Below are 16,701 nucleotides of genomic sequence, written 5' to 3' on the forward strand. Positions count from 1 at the left end.
AATCAACACACGATTGCATCACAATCCAAACAAAGAGGAGAGAGGGAACATGACCAAAACAGATGTACAAACGTTGAAAAATTATATTGATGGACAATGGGTGGACGCCGAAACGAACCAAACGGAAGCTGTTTATAATCCAGCTACTGGCAAAGTCATCGCAGAAGTACCGCTTTCTACAAAAACGGATGTAGAACATGCAGTCCAAGCAGCACAAGAAGCGTTTACCACTTGGTCTAAAACAGCTGTTCCCCGGCGCGCACGTATATTATTTAAATACCAACAGTTACTCGTTGAGAAATGGGATGAGTTAGCTGAACTCGTCACGCTGGAAAACGGAAAAAGTGTAACAGAAGCAAAAGGAGAGGTGCAGCGAGGAATTGAATGTGTGGAATTTGCCGCTGGTGCACCAACCTTAATGATGGGGAAACAACTGCCTGATATTGCGACTGGTCTAGAGTCTGGCATGTACCGCTACCCAATTGGCGTCATCGGCGGCATTACTCCGTTTAACTTTCCGATGATGGTCCCATGCTGGATGTTCCCGCTTGCCATTGCCTGCGGAAATACATTTGTCTTAAAACCTTCAGAACGGACGCCAATCCTTGCTGCACGGTTAGCAGAACTATTTGAAGAAGCAGGACTTCCAAAAGGTGTGCTTAACATTGTCAACGGCGCTCACGATGTAGTAAACGGTCTGCTTGAACATGAAAAGGTAAAAGCCATTTCGTTTGTCGGCTCTCAGCCAGTCGCAGAATACGTCTATAAAAAAGGGACAGCACATGGTAAACGTGTACAAGCACTTGCCGGTGCAAAAAATCACTCCATCGTCTTGAAAGATGCTGATTTAGAATCGGCAACAAAACAGATCATTGGCGCTGCTTTTGGATCAGCAGGTGAACGCTGCATGGCAGCAGCTGTTGTCGCAGTGGAAGAAGACGTGGCAGACGACTTGATTCAACAATTGGTCGATGAATCCAACCAGCTTGTCATCGGAAACGGAATAAATGAAGATGTCTTTCTCGGACCAGTCATTCGGAAAGAGCATAAAAAACGAACTCTTCAATATATCCAATCAGGAATTGAAGAAGGCGCAAGCCTGATTCGTGATGGCAGACAAGATAAAGAAATAAATGGAGAAGGGTATTTTGTCGGACCAACGATCTTTGATCATGTCACAAATCAAATGAAAATCTGGCAGGACGAGATTTTTGCCCCAGTCTTATCCATTGTCCGTGTCTCATCACTCGCAGAAGCAATCGACCTGTCCAATCAATCAAAATTCGCAAACGGTGCCTGCCTATACACAGACAGCGCTTCAAGCATAAGAGAATTTCGTGAAAACATCGAAGCCGGCATGTTAGGCATTAACATTGGTGTTCCTGCTCCAATGGCTTTCTTCCCATTTTCTGGCTGGAAAGATTCCTTCTACGGAGACTTGCACGCCAATGGAACAGACGGAGTAGAGTTTTACACGAGAAAGAAAATGGTGACCGCTCGTTATATGTAGTCTACATTTATTGAACATTGAGGAAGAATGCAGCTCCATCATGGAGACTGCATTTTTTTGTTGTCTTCTAGTTAAAAAGTAAGGGTTTTCATTGTACTCTTTACAGGGATTCGCAGAGAGAAATCATTCTTTGTATTCATTCTTCATCACGAAACATCAACATAATTTGAAATTGGGCCTAAACCCCAATATCAGGAAGATGAAAACAGGAGGAAATGACACGATGAGGACTAGGATGAAGTGCAGCGTTTGTTTATTGATTTTCACTTTAGTACTGAGTTGTTTGCCAGTATATGAAGCGCATGCGGCAAGCACACCAATTGCCAAGCAAGTAGGAAATGCAAACCCGCTCATTGACCATCACTTAGGAGCAGACCCGTTTGCGCTTACCTATAACGGAAGAGTGTACCTTTATATGTCGAGTGATGACTATGAATATCAAAGCAACGGAACGATTAAGGACAATTCATTTGCGAATCTGAATAGAGTATTCGTCATCTCTTCGGCGGATATGGTCAACTGGACCGATCACGGAGCGATTCCAGTAGCGGGGGCAAATGGGGCAAATGGCGGCAGAGGCATTGCCAAATGGGCAGGCGCATCATGGGCCCCATCAGCGGCGGTAAAGAAGATCAATGGAAAGGATAAATTTTTCCTTTATTTCGCTAACAGCGGCGGAGGGATTGGAGTCCTTACAGCAGACAGCCCGATTGGCCCATGGACTGATCCAATTGGAAAAGCGCTCGTTACGCCAAGTACACCTGGCATGTCCGGGGTTGTGTGGCTTTTTGATCCGGCCGTATTTGTAGATGATGACGGTACTGGCTATCTATATGCCGGCGGAGGCGTTCCAGGCGGTTCCAATCCAACGCAGGGACAATGGGCAAATCCTAAAACAGCAAGAGTTCTGAAGCTAGGTGCTGATATGACAAGTGTGGCCAGTAGCGCATCCACCATTGATGCTCCTTTTATGTTTGAAGATTCGGGGATGCATAAGTATAACGGAACCTATTACTATTCCTATTGCATCAACTTTGGCGGCTCTCATCCTGCTGATAAACCACCTGGTGAAATCGGCTATATGACGAGCTCAAGTCCGATGGGACCCTTCACGTATAAAGGACACTTTCTAAAAAATCCGGGTGCTTTTTTTGGTGGCGGCGGTAACAACCATCATGCGGTGTTCAAATTTAAAAATGAGTGGTATGTGGTGTATCATACGCAAACCGTTAGCTCTGCTTTATACGGGGCCGGCAAGGGTTACCGCTCTCCACATATTAATAAGCTTGTGCATAATGCAGATGGCTCCCTTCGAGAAGTAGCAGCCAATTATGAAGGAGTGAAACAGCTATCTAATCTGAATCCATATCAACGTGTTGAAGCTGAAACATTCGCTTGGAATGGACGCATTTTGACCGAAGCCTCGTCAGCACCAGGAGGACCAGTGAATAACCAGCATGTCACCAACATTCAAAACGGCGATTGGGTGGCTTTAGGGAATGTAGACTTTGGTTCAAATGGCGCTAGAACATTTAAAGCCAATGTCGCATCGACAGTAGGCGGGAAAATAGAAGTACGCCTTGGCAGCGCAAACGGCAGACTGGTCGGTACACTTGATGTTCCTTCCACCGGTGGAACACAAAACTGGCGGGAAATAGAAACAGCGATTAACGGCGCATCCGGTGTGCACAACGTATTTTTTGTCTTTATCGGAACAGGCGGGGGAAATCTATTCCAATTTGATTCTTGGCAGTTTACTCAAAGGTAGAGAATAAAGGTGCTTAAATGTTTGATAGAGGAGTGGGGAATTTGATGTCATGTATAAAAAAACCAATGCTTGCTTTATTGGTGTGTTTCACCATGCTGTCTGTCATGTTCATTGGACCCGGAGCAGCTGAGGTATCAGCAGCCAGTGACGCAAACATTAACCTCAACGCAGAAAGACAAGTGATTCGTGGTTTTGGCGGAATGAACCACCCAGCTTGGATTGGTGATTTGACAGCGCCACAAAGGGAAACCGCCTTTGGCAATGGACAAAATCAGTTAGGGTTTTCCATTCTTAGAATATATGTAGACGAAAACAGAAACAATTGGAGCAGAGAAGTCGCGACGGCCAAACGAGCGATCGAGCATGGCGCTTTAGTCATCGCTTCCCCTTGGAATCCTCCAAGCAGTATGGTTGAAACATTTAACCGGAATGGATCACCTGCCAAGCGGCTTAAATACAATCAATACGCAGCATATGCTCAGCATCTGAATGATTTTGTCACTTACATGAAGAACAACGGAGTCAATCTTTATGCGATTTCTGTTCAAAACGAGCCCGATTATGCACACGAATGGACATGGTGGACGCCTCAGGAAATCCTGCGTTTCATGAGAGAAAATGCCGGCTCCATTAATGCACGTGTGATTGCACCAGAATCCTTTCAATACCTTAAGAATATCTCAGATCCTATCTTAAACGATCCGCAGGCGCTTAGAAATATGGACATTCTCGGCGCTCATCTATACGGGACCCAAATCAGTCAGCTTCCGTATCCTCTTTTCAAACAAAAAGGAGGGGGAAAAGAGCTATGGATGACAGAGGTCTACTACCCGAATAGTGATAACAATTCAGCGGACCGCTGGCCTGAGGCATTAGGGGTATCAGAGCATATTCACCATTCAATGGTGGAAGGGGACTTTCAGGCGTATGTGTGGTGGTACATTAGGAGATCATACGGTCCTATGAAGGAAGATGGAATGATTAGCAAACGTGGATACAACATGGCGCATTTCTCCAAATTTGTGCGTCCAGGGTACGTCAGAATTGATGCAACGAAAAGCCCTGAATCGAATGTTTTCGTCTCAGCCTATAAAGGAAACAATCAGGTCGTCATTGTGGCGATTAATAAAAACAATGCAGGGGTCAATCAACACTTCGTCGTGCAAAATGGCTCTGTTTCTCAGGCGTCTAGATGGGTGACGAGCGGCAGCAGCAACCTTCAGCCTGGTACAGATATCACGATTTCGGGCAATCAATTTTGGGCTCATCTTCCGGCTCAAAGTGTGACAACATTTGTGGTCAAACGCTAGAGATAGAGAAACACGAAAAGCCAATTTTCTCATTAAAAAAGAAAATTGGCTTTTTTCTGTGTAAATAGAAAGTTGATTTTTCACGACGTCAACACTTTGGGTATAATAATAACAATGACTTCAGGAGAGTGATCATTATGCCAAAGGTTCAAAGCAAAGTATTGATTATAGATGACGAAAAAGAAATTTTAGAATTAATCCATACCGTATTAACAAGAGAAGGCATTGACCAGGTGTTAACAGCTTCAACTGCCCGTGATGGGCTCACGCAATTTCATCAAGAACAACCAGATCTCGTCATACTGGATATTATGTTGCCAGACGGAGAAGGCTACGATATTTGCAAACAAATCAGAGATGTCTCACATGTTCCGATTATCTTTTTATCAGCAAAGGGAGAGGAATCAGACAAAATTGTAGGACTTGCCATTGGCGGCGATGATTACATTACAAAACCGTTCAGTCCAAAAGAAGTCGCCTACCGGGTAAAAGCCCAGCTAAGACGGTCATCCTACTTACAGCCTTCTCAAGCGGAGCCCGTGATCAAAAAAGGACCATTTGAGTTAAACGAGCAGCAAGCCGAACTGACGAAAAACGGAGCGGCAATTGAACTCACACCGAAAGAACTTATGTTGATGACTTATTTCTTGCAGCATCCGAATCGCGTCATCAGTAAAGAAACGCTTTATCAAACGGTTTGGGGAGAGGATTTCTTCGGTTCTGATAATACGGTAATGGTTCATATACGAAGACTGCGGGAAAAAATAGAACATTCCCCATCTACACCAGAATTTCTCGTGACGGTCAAAGGACTTGGCTATAAATTTGTTGTAAAGGATGCGTAAAGATGAAATGGCGATTAACAGGCAGATACATGGTCTCTGTTATTATCGTGACCATTATCACGGTCTTTATTAACTTATTTGGATTCATGATATGGCTTGTACTACAAGCAAGCAGTCAGCAAAACGAAGAAAATACACCGGAAACCTTCACAAGAACATTTGAACAATACATCACCTTGTCTAATCAAGATATCACTGTGAGTAAAGAAGGACAGCAAGCTTTAAAACAACAAAATGCGTGGATTCAAATATTAGACGAAAATGGACAAGACGTCTATCATGCACTAGCACCTAAAGGCTTAAAAAGCAAATACACACCTATAGAAATTGTAAACTTACATAAATATAAAGATAAGCAATTGATGTCGACGATCTATGCTGGCGGGAAAAATGGAAAGGGTAAGGAATACAGCTACTTCATCGGATTTAAGGACCCTTCCATCGGAAAATATTTATTTTCTTTTGATACGAAAGAATTAATATCGCAATTCAATATCGGGACGATGATTTTATTATCGATTGATGCCATCATTGCCTTATTCATTGGATACTTATTCAGCCGGCAACTCATCAAACCGCTCGGCCGTGCCATTTACGGCATCCAGAGGCTCGCAAACGGAGATTATACGACGAAGCTGCCAACGAAGGGGATATATAAAGATGTGTTCTATAATGTCAATCACTTATCAGAGCAGCTCGCTTCAAGCCAAAAAGAAAAAGACAAATTAGAGCAAATGCGGGAAGAGTGGATCAGTCATATTTCTCATGATATTAAAACACCATTATCCTCTATTCAAGGCTATGCAGAAATCATGAAAGATCCAAATTATCCTCTTTCAGAACAAGATATCAGACATTACGCTAACATCATTGAGAATAAATCACTGTACATCAAAGATGTGATGGAGGATCTCAATTTAACAACAAGGCTGAAAAATAACGACGTGATGTTGCATAAAGAGCTTGTGAACATTGTGCCATTGCTGCGTGAAACGTTAATTGATATCCTCAACGATTCGAGATATGCAGATCAGACCATTGAGCTACAAACGAATGTAGACAAGCTCATGCTGAATATTGATACGATCCTCATACGAAGAGCGGTCACCAATCTCATTTTAAATGCCCTTGTTCACAATGATGCTGATGTGAAAATCATTGTACAGCTTGAACAAAAAGAACATACCCACATCACCATTCAAGACAACGGCAAAGGAATTGAAGAGGCAGAGCTAGAAAAAGTGTTTGATCGCTACTATAGAGGGACGAATACTGGAGGGACACATGCAGGCTCAGGCCTTGGAATGGCGATTGCAAAAGATATCATCCAAAAACATGGGGGAGATATGACAATACAAAGTATGATAGGAGAAGGAACAACGATTGATATCCAATTACCCGCTTAAACGGACATACAAAAAAACGGTTCTGCTCAATCACAGAACCGTTTTTTCTAACTCTTATTCTGAAAACACTTTTATGCCTTTCACAATGTTCCAAATGAAGAAGTAGATCGCCACAAGGAATGTCACAGCATATGTTGCAATTAAGAACGGACCAGCATGACTGATATCGTTCATGCCAAGTAAACCTGAACCGGCAATCCCAAGACCGAAAATCAAATAAGGAATAATATGTGTCCATAGTGATTTTTTCGCATGGTATTTCACTTCGTCTTTTCCTAAGAAATAAACGATAATCGGAAATAGAAATGGTGCAAAAAAGATACTGAAGTAACATAATGAAGACAAAATTTTATTTTCTCTCAAAGCTTTTCACCTCTATGATTGATTTAGAAGAGGGGACCATTTGACTCATCCCTCAATTCCTTACAAACCCATTGTACAACCTCAACCTTAACTCGTATTAATCCGAACCTTACAGCAACCTTAAATATGTTAAACTTTAAAAAGACAAGGAAAGATAAAATGATTCTGGGTATTTCAATCTATTTTTTCAGAAAAAAATAGTTGACTTTGGTCATTCCTCTATTTAAAATAAAGTCGTAACCGATGCAGGAGTGTTACTGATATGATCAGGCACCACCAAGTCAGGTAAACAGATTGTACATTTGTACGTTGTTTGCTGAGATTTTGGTGTTTTTTTATGCTTTTTTAGCATTTTAGGTAAGGTGGGATGAGGATGTTCACCGTCGTTAAAGTTTTAAATAATAATATCGTATTAGCTCTAACAGAGGCTCAAAATGAAGTCGTTGTGTTTGGAACAGGAATAGGTTTTAAAAAGAAGAAAGGTGATACACTTGATGAGAGCGCTGTCAGTAAGACATTTTATTCTGATCAGACGTCTCCATTAGAATCTCAACTTGCCGCTATCCCAACTGATATCCTTTTATTAACTGAAAAAATCATTCGCGTAGGCGAAGAGATGTTGAATAAGAAGTTAGGTTCCAGCGCGCTCTTTTCGCTATCCGATCATCTCACCTTCGCTATTCAAAGGCACGAAGAAAAAATGGCGTATGAAAACCCCATTGTGTGGGAAATTCCACATCTCTATTTTCAAGAATATCAAGTCGGGAAAAAAGCACTGACAATTATTCAAAAGATGATGGGCATTTCTTTTGAAGATACTGAAGCTTCACTCATTGCCCTGCATTTTGTAAACGCTCAAATAGATGGTCAGTCTATGGGAGACACCATTAAGATGACTCACCTGACGAAAGAAATCGTCAAAATCATTCAAAATATTTTCGAGTTGATATTGGATAAATCATCCATTAATTATTCGAGGTTTATTACCCACTTGAGATATTTTATTGTCAGGCAGGAAACCAATCAACCACCGCAGCAGATGGATGACTCGTTAAAAGAATTAATACAGGATCGTTATATGAAGAGTTATGCCTGCGGATTGATCATCAAAGAAATGTTAAAACGAGAATTCAATTGGAATGTGACAGAAGACGAACTTGTTTTTTTAGTCATCCATATTGAGCGAATCACAAAGGAACACCAAAAAAATAAATGATTTCTTTTAGGCGTGTTATGAAAAAGCATTAACCTAAACAAATCTCCATGAGAAAGAATGATCTTTTCTATGGTGGATTTTGTTTAGGTTTTTTTTGTGAAAATGAAGGGGTGAAAGCATGGAAAACAAAGAATTGGCTGGAAAAATTGTAAAATTAATTGGTGGAACCGAAAATATATCTCAAAGTTGGCATTGTATCACACGGCTAAGATTTAATCTCAACGATGAAAGTCAGGTAAAAGTAGATGAGCTGAAAACATTAGATGGTGTTTTAGGTGCTCAATTCCAAAGTGGACAGTTCCAAGTCATTATTGGAGCAAAGGTAGCAGAGGTTTATGAGGAAATCGATCATCTGGCCGGTCATAGTAGCAATGATTCTGCTCCTGTTAAAAACACGTCAAAGATGAACCCAATTGAAGTCGTATTCGATGTGATCAGCGGGATTTTCACACCTATTTTGCCAGCGATTGTTGGTAGTGGATTGATCAAAGGGAGCATGGCACTGTTCGTTAGCTTAGGCTGGCTGACGGAGACAAGTTCTACCTATCAAGTACTTCAAATTTTTTCAAATGCTGTCTTTTACTTTTTACCTTTCCTCATTGCTTATTCGGCAGCGAAGAAATTTAAAACGCGAGAATCTCTTGCGCTCGCATTAGCAGGGATTTTACTATATCCAACGATGATCGAAGGTGCAGCAAAAGGAGCAGATCCATTAAATTTTTTAGGGTTAAGTATTCCACTAAATAATTACACATCTTCTGTATTACCAATTATTTTAGGTGTGCTATTACTAAGTTTTGTCGATAAGTGGATAACAAAAGCGATCCCAAAATCTTTAAGTATCGTATTTACACCGGTACTGAGCCTGATGATCACGGCTCCTCTTACACTGGCTTTTATCGCTCCTATTGGGAACGTTTCTGGGCAATATTTAGAAATCTTTTTCACTTCTTTGTTCAATTTCGCTGGTCCGATTGCCGGTTTATTAATGGGGGGCCTTATGCCACTCATTGTGTTAACTGGAATGCATTACGCATTCTTCCCAAGCACGTTAGCCAGCTTTGAAAAAGTGGGTTACGATATCATGCTGCTTCCGATGAATTTCATTGCGAATATGGCACAAGCAGGCGCTGTGTTAGGTGTCATCATCCGCACCAAGCGGGTAGAAACAAGGTCTTTAGCACTTTCAACATTGCTTCCTAGTTTCTTCGGGATCACAGAACCAGCCATTTATGGAGTCACACTTAGACTAAAAAAACCTTTTTATGCTTCATTAATTGGCGGCGCAGTCGGTGGATGTTTTTACGGTTTATTTTCAGTTAAAACGACAGCCTTTTCGATCCCAGGCATTACTTCACTGCCAACTTACATTATGAAAGGGACAAATAATTTCCAGCTGGCTCTGATTGGAATCGCCCTTAGCTTCATCGTGTCACTTCTCATCACCATTCTCCTTGGATTTCAGGAGTCTGTCACGGCTTTTAATGAGCAAGCTGCAGAAAAGCCAAATCACACTGAGAGTACAGAGAATCAACAAATGTCTAAGCAAACAAACCCTTATGAAGTTCAAGCACCTATGAGTGGAAAGGTCATTCCTTTATCTGAAGTGAATGATTCCGTGTTCTCAAGTGAAATGATGGGGAAGGGAGTCGCAATTTTGCCTGATAAGGGGGTGGTACAAGCACCGTTCTCAGGAAAAGTAGTGACTGTTACACCTACTAAACATGCCATCGGACTCGTTTCAGATGATGGGATTGAATTATTGATCCACGTGGGGATTGATACGGTCAGCCTAAACGGCCAATTCTTTGATGTACTGGTAAAAGAGGGCGATAAGATAAAGACGGGGGATCATTTATTATCGTTTGATATAGAAGGCATTCAATCAAACCATTTAGATGTAGTGACACCTATAATCGTCACAAATTCAACGCAATACCTTGATGTGATTCATACAGGTGACACTCATGTCACCGCAGGTCAAAATAAGCTCTTAATGCTTATTCACTAATATAAAGAGAAGGGATGATTGAAATGAAGAATGTAAAAAAAGGATTTTCAGATGATTTTTTATGGGGTGGCGCAACTGCTGCCAATCAAATAGAGGGCGCATACTTAGAAGGTGGCAAGGGCCTGTCGACATCAGACTTTGCTGCATATAAAGATCCTTATGAAAAAGGAAAAGTGAACAACTTTACTTTCGATGTGAGTTCAGCTGAATTAACAAGATACAAGGAACAACCCGATGAATTTGATTTCCCGAAAAGACGCGGAATCGATTTTTACCATCGATATGAAGAGGATATTGCACTATTTGCAGAGATGGGCTTTAAAGTGTTTCGCTTGTCTATTTCATGGGCAAGAATCTTTCCAACTGGTTTAGAAGACAAGCCGAACGAAGAAGGATTGGCTTTTTACGATAACGTATTTGATGAGTGTGCGAAATATGGAATTGAACCGTTAGTCACGATGTCTCACTATGAAATGCCGATTACTTTAACAGAGAAATATAATGGCTGGATGAGTAGAGAGCTTGTCCCGTTGTTTGAAAAATATGCCCGTGCCATTTTAGAAAGATATAAAAATAAAGTGAAGTATTGGATTACATTCAATGAAATGAATATGAACCTCAACAGCCTTTACACCGGTGCTGGAATTTTAGAGGACCTAGTAGACCATAAATTACAGGCTGCGTATCAAGCATCACATCACCAATTTATCGCCAGCGCTCTCACAGTGAAGGCTGCAAAAGAAATCATTCCAAATGTCCAAATTGGCTGTATGATAAACCAAATTGAAGCCTATGCAAAAACAACGAAACCAGAGGACCAGCTGCAAGCGGTAAAATCGAACCAATTGAATATGTTCTATCCGGATGTTCAAGCTAGAGGTGAATATCCAACATACATGGTGAAATATTTTGCTGACAACGACATCAAACTTGATATCGAAGAGCAGGATGAGCAAATTTTGAAAGAGGGCATCGTTGATTTTGTGGCGATCAGCTACTATATGTCCCACGTAGCAGAAGCCCGAGAAGATGCAGCCGAGCTAGCGGGTACATTTGATAGTCCGATCAAAAATGAGCATTTGGAGTTATCACAATGGGATTGGCCAATTGATCCAATGGGTCTGCGCATTTCATTAATTAAACTGTATGACAGATACCAAAAACCTTTATTTGTTTGTGAAAACGGACTTGGCGCAAGAGATACATTGACACCAGACAAAGAAATTCACGACGATTATCGAATTGATTATTTAAAACAGCATATTGAACAGATGAAAGAAGCAGTCAAAGAAGGTGTCGACTTAATGGGGTATACACCATGGGGTTGTATTGACTTAATTAGCTGCGGAACATCTCAAATGAGTAAGCGCTATGGTTTGATCTATGTAGATCAAGACGACAGAGGGAATGGGACATTAAATCGTTACAAAAAAGATTCCTTCTACTGGTACAAAAAAGTGATTGAAACAAATGGGGAAGATTTATCATAATCCAGATGGAATGATGATGACACCATTGCATCCGCCTTATTTGGCCGGGTGCGATGGTGTTTTTTTGTTTACCCAAAAAGTAACCTCAATTATGTCATAGCAAGCACTAGAGATCTCTTTGCTACAATCATTTGATAACAAAAGTTGGCCGAAAAATGTTTCACCTTGACCTTGAAGTATAGTTCAACCTTTATAATGTACATATAGTAAAACAAAATAATAAAAAAGGAGTAACGATGGAGTTGATGACTAGAGGAGAACTTGCCAAAAAAACAGGAGTAAGTCCTGCCGCAATTCGTTACTATGAAGAGCACAACATATTACCTGCTCCAAGACGACGTTCAAACGGTTACAGATTCTATACAGACGACTATGTTGTGAAAATTCAATTGATCAAAGATGCGAAAACGCTCGGTTATTCATTAAAGGAAATAGCTGAAATTATGGACATGCTAAGTCAAGACATAGACCTTGATACCCTAAGACAAATTGTCCATCTTAAACATGAAGAAATTGAAAAGAAAATTAAAAGCCTTCGTCTCATTCAAGACCTTTTATCTAACTTATTAAAAACCCCTGAGAAAAAAGTACAAGTCTACCTGGAATCATTTCGTGTTCCGAAGCAGGATGATCAATAAACCTATTGAGTGAAGGAGAGAAAAAATGAGCGTAGAAATGTATCATGGTGAACGTTCTAAAGAAAGTATTCAATTTGAAACATTATTCGCTTCGCAAAGTAATAAAGAGAGTTTTTCTAGTATCGAACAGACAAAAAAATTTCTTGAGCAAAAAGGAATTGAAAATACGCAGCCTTATGCCATTGGTGATGATGTGAATTTAATCAGTGAGGTACAAGAGCAGACTTTCGAAGGCATGCAAGTTTTCACATTGAATGAACAAGCATCACAAAATCAAAAAGTCATTCTCTATCTACATGGTGGCGCGTGGACAAATCAGCCTTTGAATGTCCATTGGTGGTTCATGGATAAAATGGCGCAATCACTAGGTGCGAAAGTAGTCGCTCCTATTTACCCAAAAGTACCTCATTATAGCAACCAGGATACGTATCCGAAAATGCTTAACCTATATAAAGACCTTCTGAAAACTGCCGGAAGTGCCAATCAATTGACGATCATGGGAGATTCAGCTGGCGGAAACATCTCACTTGGTCTTGCGCACCTTTTAAAGAAGGAAGATCTGCCGCAGCCAAAGGATATCGTGTTACTATCTGCGTGTGTTGATATGAGTATGAGCAACCCTCTCATTTTTGAATATGCAAAAAAGGACCCGATTCTAGGTCATGAAGGAATGGAAGTCATCACTAAATTGTGGGCAGCTGATCAAAGTCTCACAGATCCATTGATCAGTCCCATATACGGCGACTTCAAAGGACTAGCGAAGATCACTCATTTTATCGGAACACATGATATGTTATATCCAGATGCCATCAAGCTTGATGAAAAATTAACAGCACAAGGAATGGACATCAAAACCTTTGTTTATCCTGAAATGCTGCATGTGTTTGTTGTCATGCCAATTCCAGAAGCGGCAGATGCTCTGAAGAAAATCATTCAAGTGATCAATCGATAGGGATTCAGTTCACACCTAGAAAGGGTAAATGTTCTGATGTAAATAAGGGAAAAGGTTGCTTACTTGAAAGCAGCCTTTTTCAATTGAATATGAAATACATTCAAAATGGCCATTCACTACAGATTAAACGGTCTTTTAGCTGGTTAGTAAAGGAGAGTGAAGTTCAGTTCATCACCTCATGTTTGATATAATACATACGAGCAGTGAGGCGAAAGGGGAAACGCGATGAAAACGTTTGATCTATCACAAGAAGATATCGAATTAATAGACGAAGCAAAAAAGAAGATAATCAGTCTTTATGAAGATGACAAGCATCATGTAGGAGCAGCTATCCGGATGAAAACAGGAGAAATCATATCAGCTGTCCATATAGAAGCCTATATCGGACGGGTAACTGTTTGTGCAGAAGCCATTGCGATTGGCAGCGCTTTATCGAATGGATACAAAGATTTTGATACAATTGTTGCAGTGAGACACCCTTATTCAGATGAAAAAGATAGAAGAATTAGAGTAGTCAGCCCTTGTGGCATCTGCCGAGAGCTCATTTCAGACTTTGGACCAACATGTTTTGTCATCCTTGATATGGATGGGGAGCTGGTCAAGGTGAAAATCGAAGAACTCATTCCGCTCAAATATACTAGAAGCTGATGTACGACATAAAGATAAAGTAGGAAAAGAGATGTAGCAAACGTTACATGTGATCCTTGCTACATCCAAGATGACTGAAAAAGCGTTCAACAAAAGCGGCCCCATGTATGTTCTCCATATATTTCGTGTTAAAAATATACTGTTCCATTTGTTCAAGCTTCCGCAGACTCCGCACTAGTATTTTCCGATCATGATCAGACAGAGTAGGATCATCATCTATCTTCTCTAAGGCCTTTTTCACACGTGCAGATACATGTTCAACATATAAATGGTTTTTGGATGCTGGCGGAATACATACCGCTAGGTCACAGCCTAAAAAACGAACACCATCAAGGGTGCAGTTTTCAAAATTGGCGATCAGCTTTTGTTTGCCATTTCCCTCAAACGTTATATCTATTAGCTTACCAGCAAAGGTACAATTGACGATGTTCGCTGCCTGTAAAACACGGTCATTGAATCTACAATTAGAGAAAGTACAATCGATAAACGTAGCATTCTCCAATGTCATTCCCCTCATATCGCAGGAAGAAAATTCGCAATTGGTGAAGACAGCTTCGTTTTTGCCAATGCCCACAGAGCGCAAGTCTGAATGACTAAAAGTACAATGATCAATCGTACTACCGGCAAAAAATCTCGCATTCGTCAGATCACACGTATCAAATACAAGATGATCCAAGTGACAGCTCCAAAAAATAGGAAAACGAACATTTGAGTTGATGATTGTCGTTCTGCTGATTGTTTCGTTTTCATACCTGGTCACATCAGAAAATGCTTCGTTGTCTACTGATATACCAGACTCAAGTCTTCTCATCGCTATCACCCTATCATTTCTTCAGAAATTTTTCACCATCATGATGTTCATTCAGCAAGTTCATTTTCCATCAGCTCTTGTCTTTGACTCAAGATTATATCACAATACGATACTCAGCCAGCAAAGAACCGATATTCATTTTCATGATGAAAGGAGCATAAAAGAACGAAAAGGTTTGACACATTTCCAGAACCAATCGGTAGCTACATAGGAATCCAGATGGATTTTGAGTAAACGACAGGCAGAAGATGTAAGGTACGTAGCCGATCATCTTCACAAACTAAACTCTGGAGAGGGGAAACTGCTGATCCTAACCTTTTAATGAATCGGTTTAAAGTTGAATATCTTACTTCATTCATAAGAAAAAAGAGCAGTCAACAACCGCTCTTTTTTCGTGTGTTAATCTTAATGCGTTTTTAATGGACCTTTTGTGATATGAGTCAGCTCAGCGTTTATATTAAAGATTTTCGCATTGATGTCTGTTATGCCAAAGCTAGTGATTCTTTTAGAATGCATATCGAGATATGTTTGAGCTTCTTCTTTTGTTTCAAATAAATAAATTCCGCCAGCCTCATTTTTCTCAGGACTCTCCGTCCATATCTTCCATATGAACCCATCCTCTTCATTAATACTTCTCGCTAAATCAGAAAACTCTTTTGCCAATTCATCTCCGAAAGGGCCATTCATCTTAAAATCTACTTGTAATACGTAAGCCATCGTTATTCTCCTTATATTGAAGTTGTGAAATACTGTTCTCCTAGAACTTCTTTCATTTGGAACGATTCTTGTGAAAGTTCTTTCTCCATAAAAGATCGCACATCCGATTGATCAACATCGTACATCACTTCAATCTCTTTAGAGAATAGACATTTTTCTTTTTCGAGTAAGGCAGAAACCACGGGTAGCTTTTTCGGTTGAAGCTCTTCTGTGTTTAAAGCTTGCTTTAAACCATCAATATAGACGTCTAATGGTCGACCACCCGTGATTTTAACTCCTTTATTTTCTTCATTGACGAAGATGATGGTCGGAAAACCTCTTGCACCGAGGTCTCGAACAAGAGCAAAATCTTGATTTAATAAGTCTTGTCCGCTAGGGAGCTCCGTTTCATGTAAAATCTCATCTCCGTTCAATCCAAGGTTGTTGACGATATCAATCAAAACTGCAATATCCGATATATTTTGATTGAATGCAAATAGCGCTTCTCTTGCACGGCGTAAAAACGTATAAGCTTGTTCATCACCGTGATGTTTTTGAATCACTTTGAACACACGAGAGGACGGATAGGAGGATTGAACAGGATTGTCAATCATTAAGGACCCATCAATTGGCATGCGAGAATGTTCTCCGACTTCTCTCCAGTGACCTGCAACATCAGCAGGCTTATAAATTCCGTTCGCAGGATCAATTGGACCGTCATGCCATTTCTCTAGCAGTCCACCTAACACAGTCTGGAAATGAAAGTAATGTCCGTATTGCTCTTTAAATCGGCGCAGGACAGGTTCAATTGCCCAGCAATGAGAACAAATTGGATCTGTTACATAGTAGAGCGTAATGTTTTTTTTAGGTTGGTGAAAGTCAATGACCTGGATATCTTCTTCACCTACACCGCATACACCAGTTTCTAAATCACAAAACATGTCATTATTTTTCAAGTTGTTTCCTCCTTAATTTTTCAGGAAAAAATGTGTCCTGATCAGTTGTTTGAATCAAGTCATCATTTGCTTTACAATTGA

15 protein-coding genes are annotated in these 16,701 nt (G+C 40.5%); 11 read left to right on the forward strand and 4 right to left on the reverse strand.

What is annotated here, in order from left to right; all coding sequences use genetic code 11:
- The first annotated feature begins 49 nt into the window (after positions 1-49).
- The 5 genes from FBF75_RS00275 to FBF75_RS00295 all read left to right on the forward strand — a co-directional run bounded on the left by FBF75_RS00275 (position 50) and on the right by FBF75_RS00295 (position 6,839).
- A complete protein-coding gene (locus FBF75_RS00275) occupies positions 50-1,510 on the forward strand; it encodes a CoA-acylating methylmalonate-semialdehyde dehydrogenase (RefSeq protein ID WP_136944324.1) in 1,461 nt (486 codons plus the stop codon).
- A gap of 223 nt (positions 1,511-1,733) precedes the next feature.
- Positions 1,734-3,278 carry a glycoside hydrolase family 43 protein gene (locus FBF75_RS00280; protein ID WP_052320586.1) on the forward strand — a complete coding sequence of 515 codons (1,545 nt, stop codon included), beginning with the start codon at positions 1,734-1,736 and terminating at the stop codon, positions 3,276-3,278.
- A 41-nt stretch (positions 3,279-3,319) separates the two neighbouring features.
- Positions 3,320-4,588 carry a glucuronoarabinoxylan endo-1,4-beta-xylanase XynC gene (gene xynC / locus FBF75_RS00285; protein WP_080934040.1) on the forward strand — a complete coding sequence of 423 codons (1,269 nt, stop codon included), beginning with the start codon at positions 3,320-3,322 and terminating at the stop codon, positions 4,586-4,588.
- A gap of 137 nt (positions 4,589-4,725) precedes the next feature.
- On the forward strand, positions 4,726-5,433 hold the full coding sequence (locus tag FBF75_RS00290; RefSeq protein WP_008343743.1) for a response regulator transcription factor: 708 nt from the start codon (positions 4,726-4,728) through the stop codon (positions 5,431-5,433).
- 2 nt (positions 5,434-5,435) lie between these two features.
- A complete protein-coding gene (locus tag FBF75_RS00295; RefSeq protein WP_025207425.1) occupies positions 5,436-6,839 on the forward strand; it encodes a sensor histidine kinase in 1,404 nt (467 codons plus the stop codon).
- A gap of 54 nt (positions 6,840-6,893) precedes the next feature.
- Here FBF75_RS00295 and FBF75_RS00300 read toward each other — a convergent pair whose 3' ends face one another.
- Entirely contained in the window at positions 6,894-7,202 is a 309-nt protein-coding gene (locus FBF75_RS00300; protein ID WP_007499277.1) for a magnetosome magnetite crystal formation protein family, read from the reverse strand.
- A gap of 373 nt (positions 7,203-7,575) precedes the next feature.
- On the opposite strand from FBF75_RS00300, the gene FBF75_RS00305 reads away from it, so the two are divergent.
- The 6 genes from FBF75_RS00305 (at position 7,576) to FBF75_RS00330 (ending at position 14,157) form a co-directional block, all read left to right on the forward strand.
- On the forward strand, positions 7,576-8,418 hold the full coding sequence (locus tag FBF75_RS00305) for a PRD domain-containing protein (protein ID WP_108611251.1): 843 nt from the start codon (positions 7,576-7,578) through the stop codon (positions 8,416-8,418).
- Positions 8,419-8,536: 118 nt separating this feature from the next.
- A complete protein-coding gene (locus tag FBF75_RS00310; protein WP_136944325.1) occupies positions 8,537-10,429 on the forward strand; it encodes a beta-glucoside-specific PTS transporter subunit IIABC in 1,893 nt (630 codons plus the stop codon).
- A gap of 23 nt (positions 10,430-10,452) precedes the next feature.
- Positions 10,453-11,919, forward strand: a complete 1,467-nt coding sequence (locus FBF75_RS00315; protein WP_167403853.1) for a glycoside hydrolase family 1 protein — start codon at positions 10,453-10,455, stop codon at positions 11,917-11,919.
- A gap of 236 nt (positions 11,920-12,155) precedes the next feature.
- Positions 12,156-12,557 (forward strand): MerR family transcriptional regulator, encoded by a 402-nt coding sequence (locus FBF75_RS00320; RefSeq protein ID WP_017367349.1) that lies wholly within the window; start codon positions 12,156-12,158, stop codon positions 12,555-12,557.
- A gap of 25 nt (positions 12,558-12,582) precedes the next feature.
- Positions 12,583-13,509, forward strand: a complete 927-nt coding sequence (locus FBF75_RS00325; RefSeq protein ID WP_079920340.1) for an alpha/beta hydrolase fold domain-containing protein — start codon at positions 12,583-12,585, stop codon at positions 13,507-13,509.
- Between the two features lie 225 nt (positions 13,510-13,734).
- A complete protein-coding gene (locus tag FBF75_RS00330; protein WP_017367347.1) occupies positions 13,735-14,157 on the forward strand; it encodes a cytidine deaminase in 423 nt (140 codons plus the stop codon).
- A 43-nt stretch (positions 14,158-14,200) separates the two neighbouring features.
- On the opposite strand, the gene FBF75_RS00335 is transcribed toward FBF75_RS00330, so the two are convergent.
- The 3 genes from FBF75_RS00335 to FBF75_RS00345 all read right to left on the reverse strand — a co-directional run bounded on the left by FBF75_RS00335 (position 14,201) and on the right by FBF75_RS00345 (position 16,620).
- Positions 14,201-14,968 carry a pentapeptide repeat-containing protein gene (locus FBF75_RS00335; RefSeq protein WP_076821615.1) on the reverse strand — a complete coding sequence of 256 codons (768 nt, stop codon included), beginning with the start codon at positions 14,966-14,968 and terminating at the stop codon, positions 14,201-14,203.
- Positions 14,969-15,373: 405 nt separating this feature from the next.
- On the reverse strand, positions 15,374-15,685 hold the full coding sequence (locus tag FBF75_RS00340; RefSeq protein ID WP_076821617.1) for a monooxygenase: 312 nt from the start codon (positions 15,683-15,685) through the stop codon (positions 15,374-15,376).
- A gap of 11 nt (positions 15,686-15,696) precedes the next feature.
- Positions 15,697-16,620 carry a DsbA family protein gene (locus FBF75_RS00345; RefSeq protein WP_116306925.1) on the reverse strand — a complete coding sequence of 308 codons (924 nt, stop codon included), beginning with the start codon at positions 16,618-16,620 and terminating at the stop codon, positions 15,697-15,699.
- Between the last annotated feature and the right edge of the window lie 81 nt (positions 16,621-16,701).

Source organism: Bacillus sp. S2(2019), from assembly GCF_005144805.1.
In the GTDB taxonomy this organism is placed as follows: Bacteria; Bacillota; Bacilli; order Bacillales; family Bacillaceae; genus Bacillus; species Bacillus altitudinis.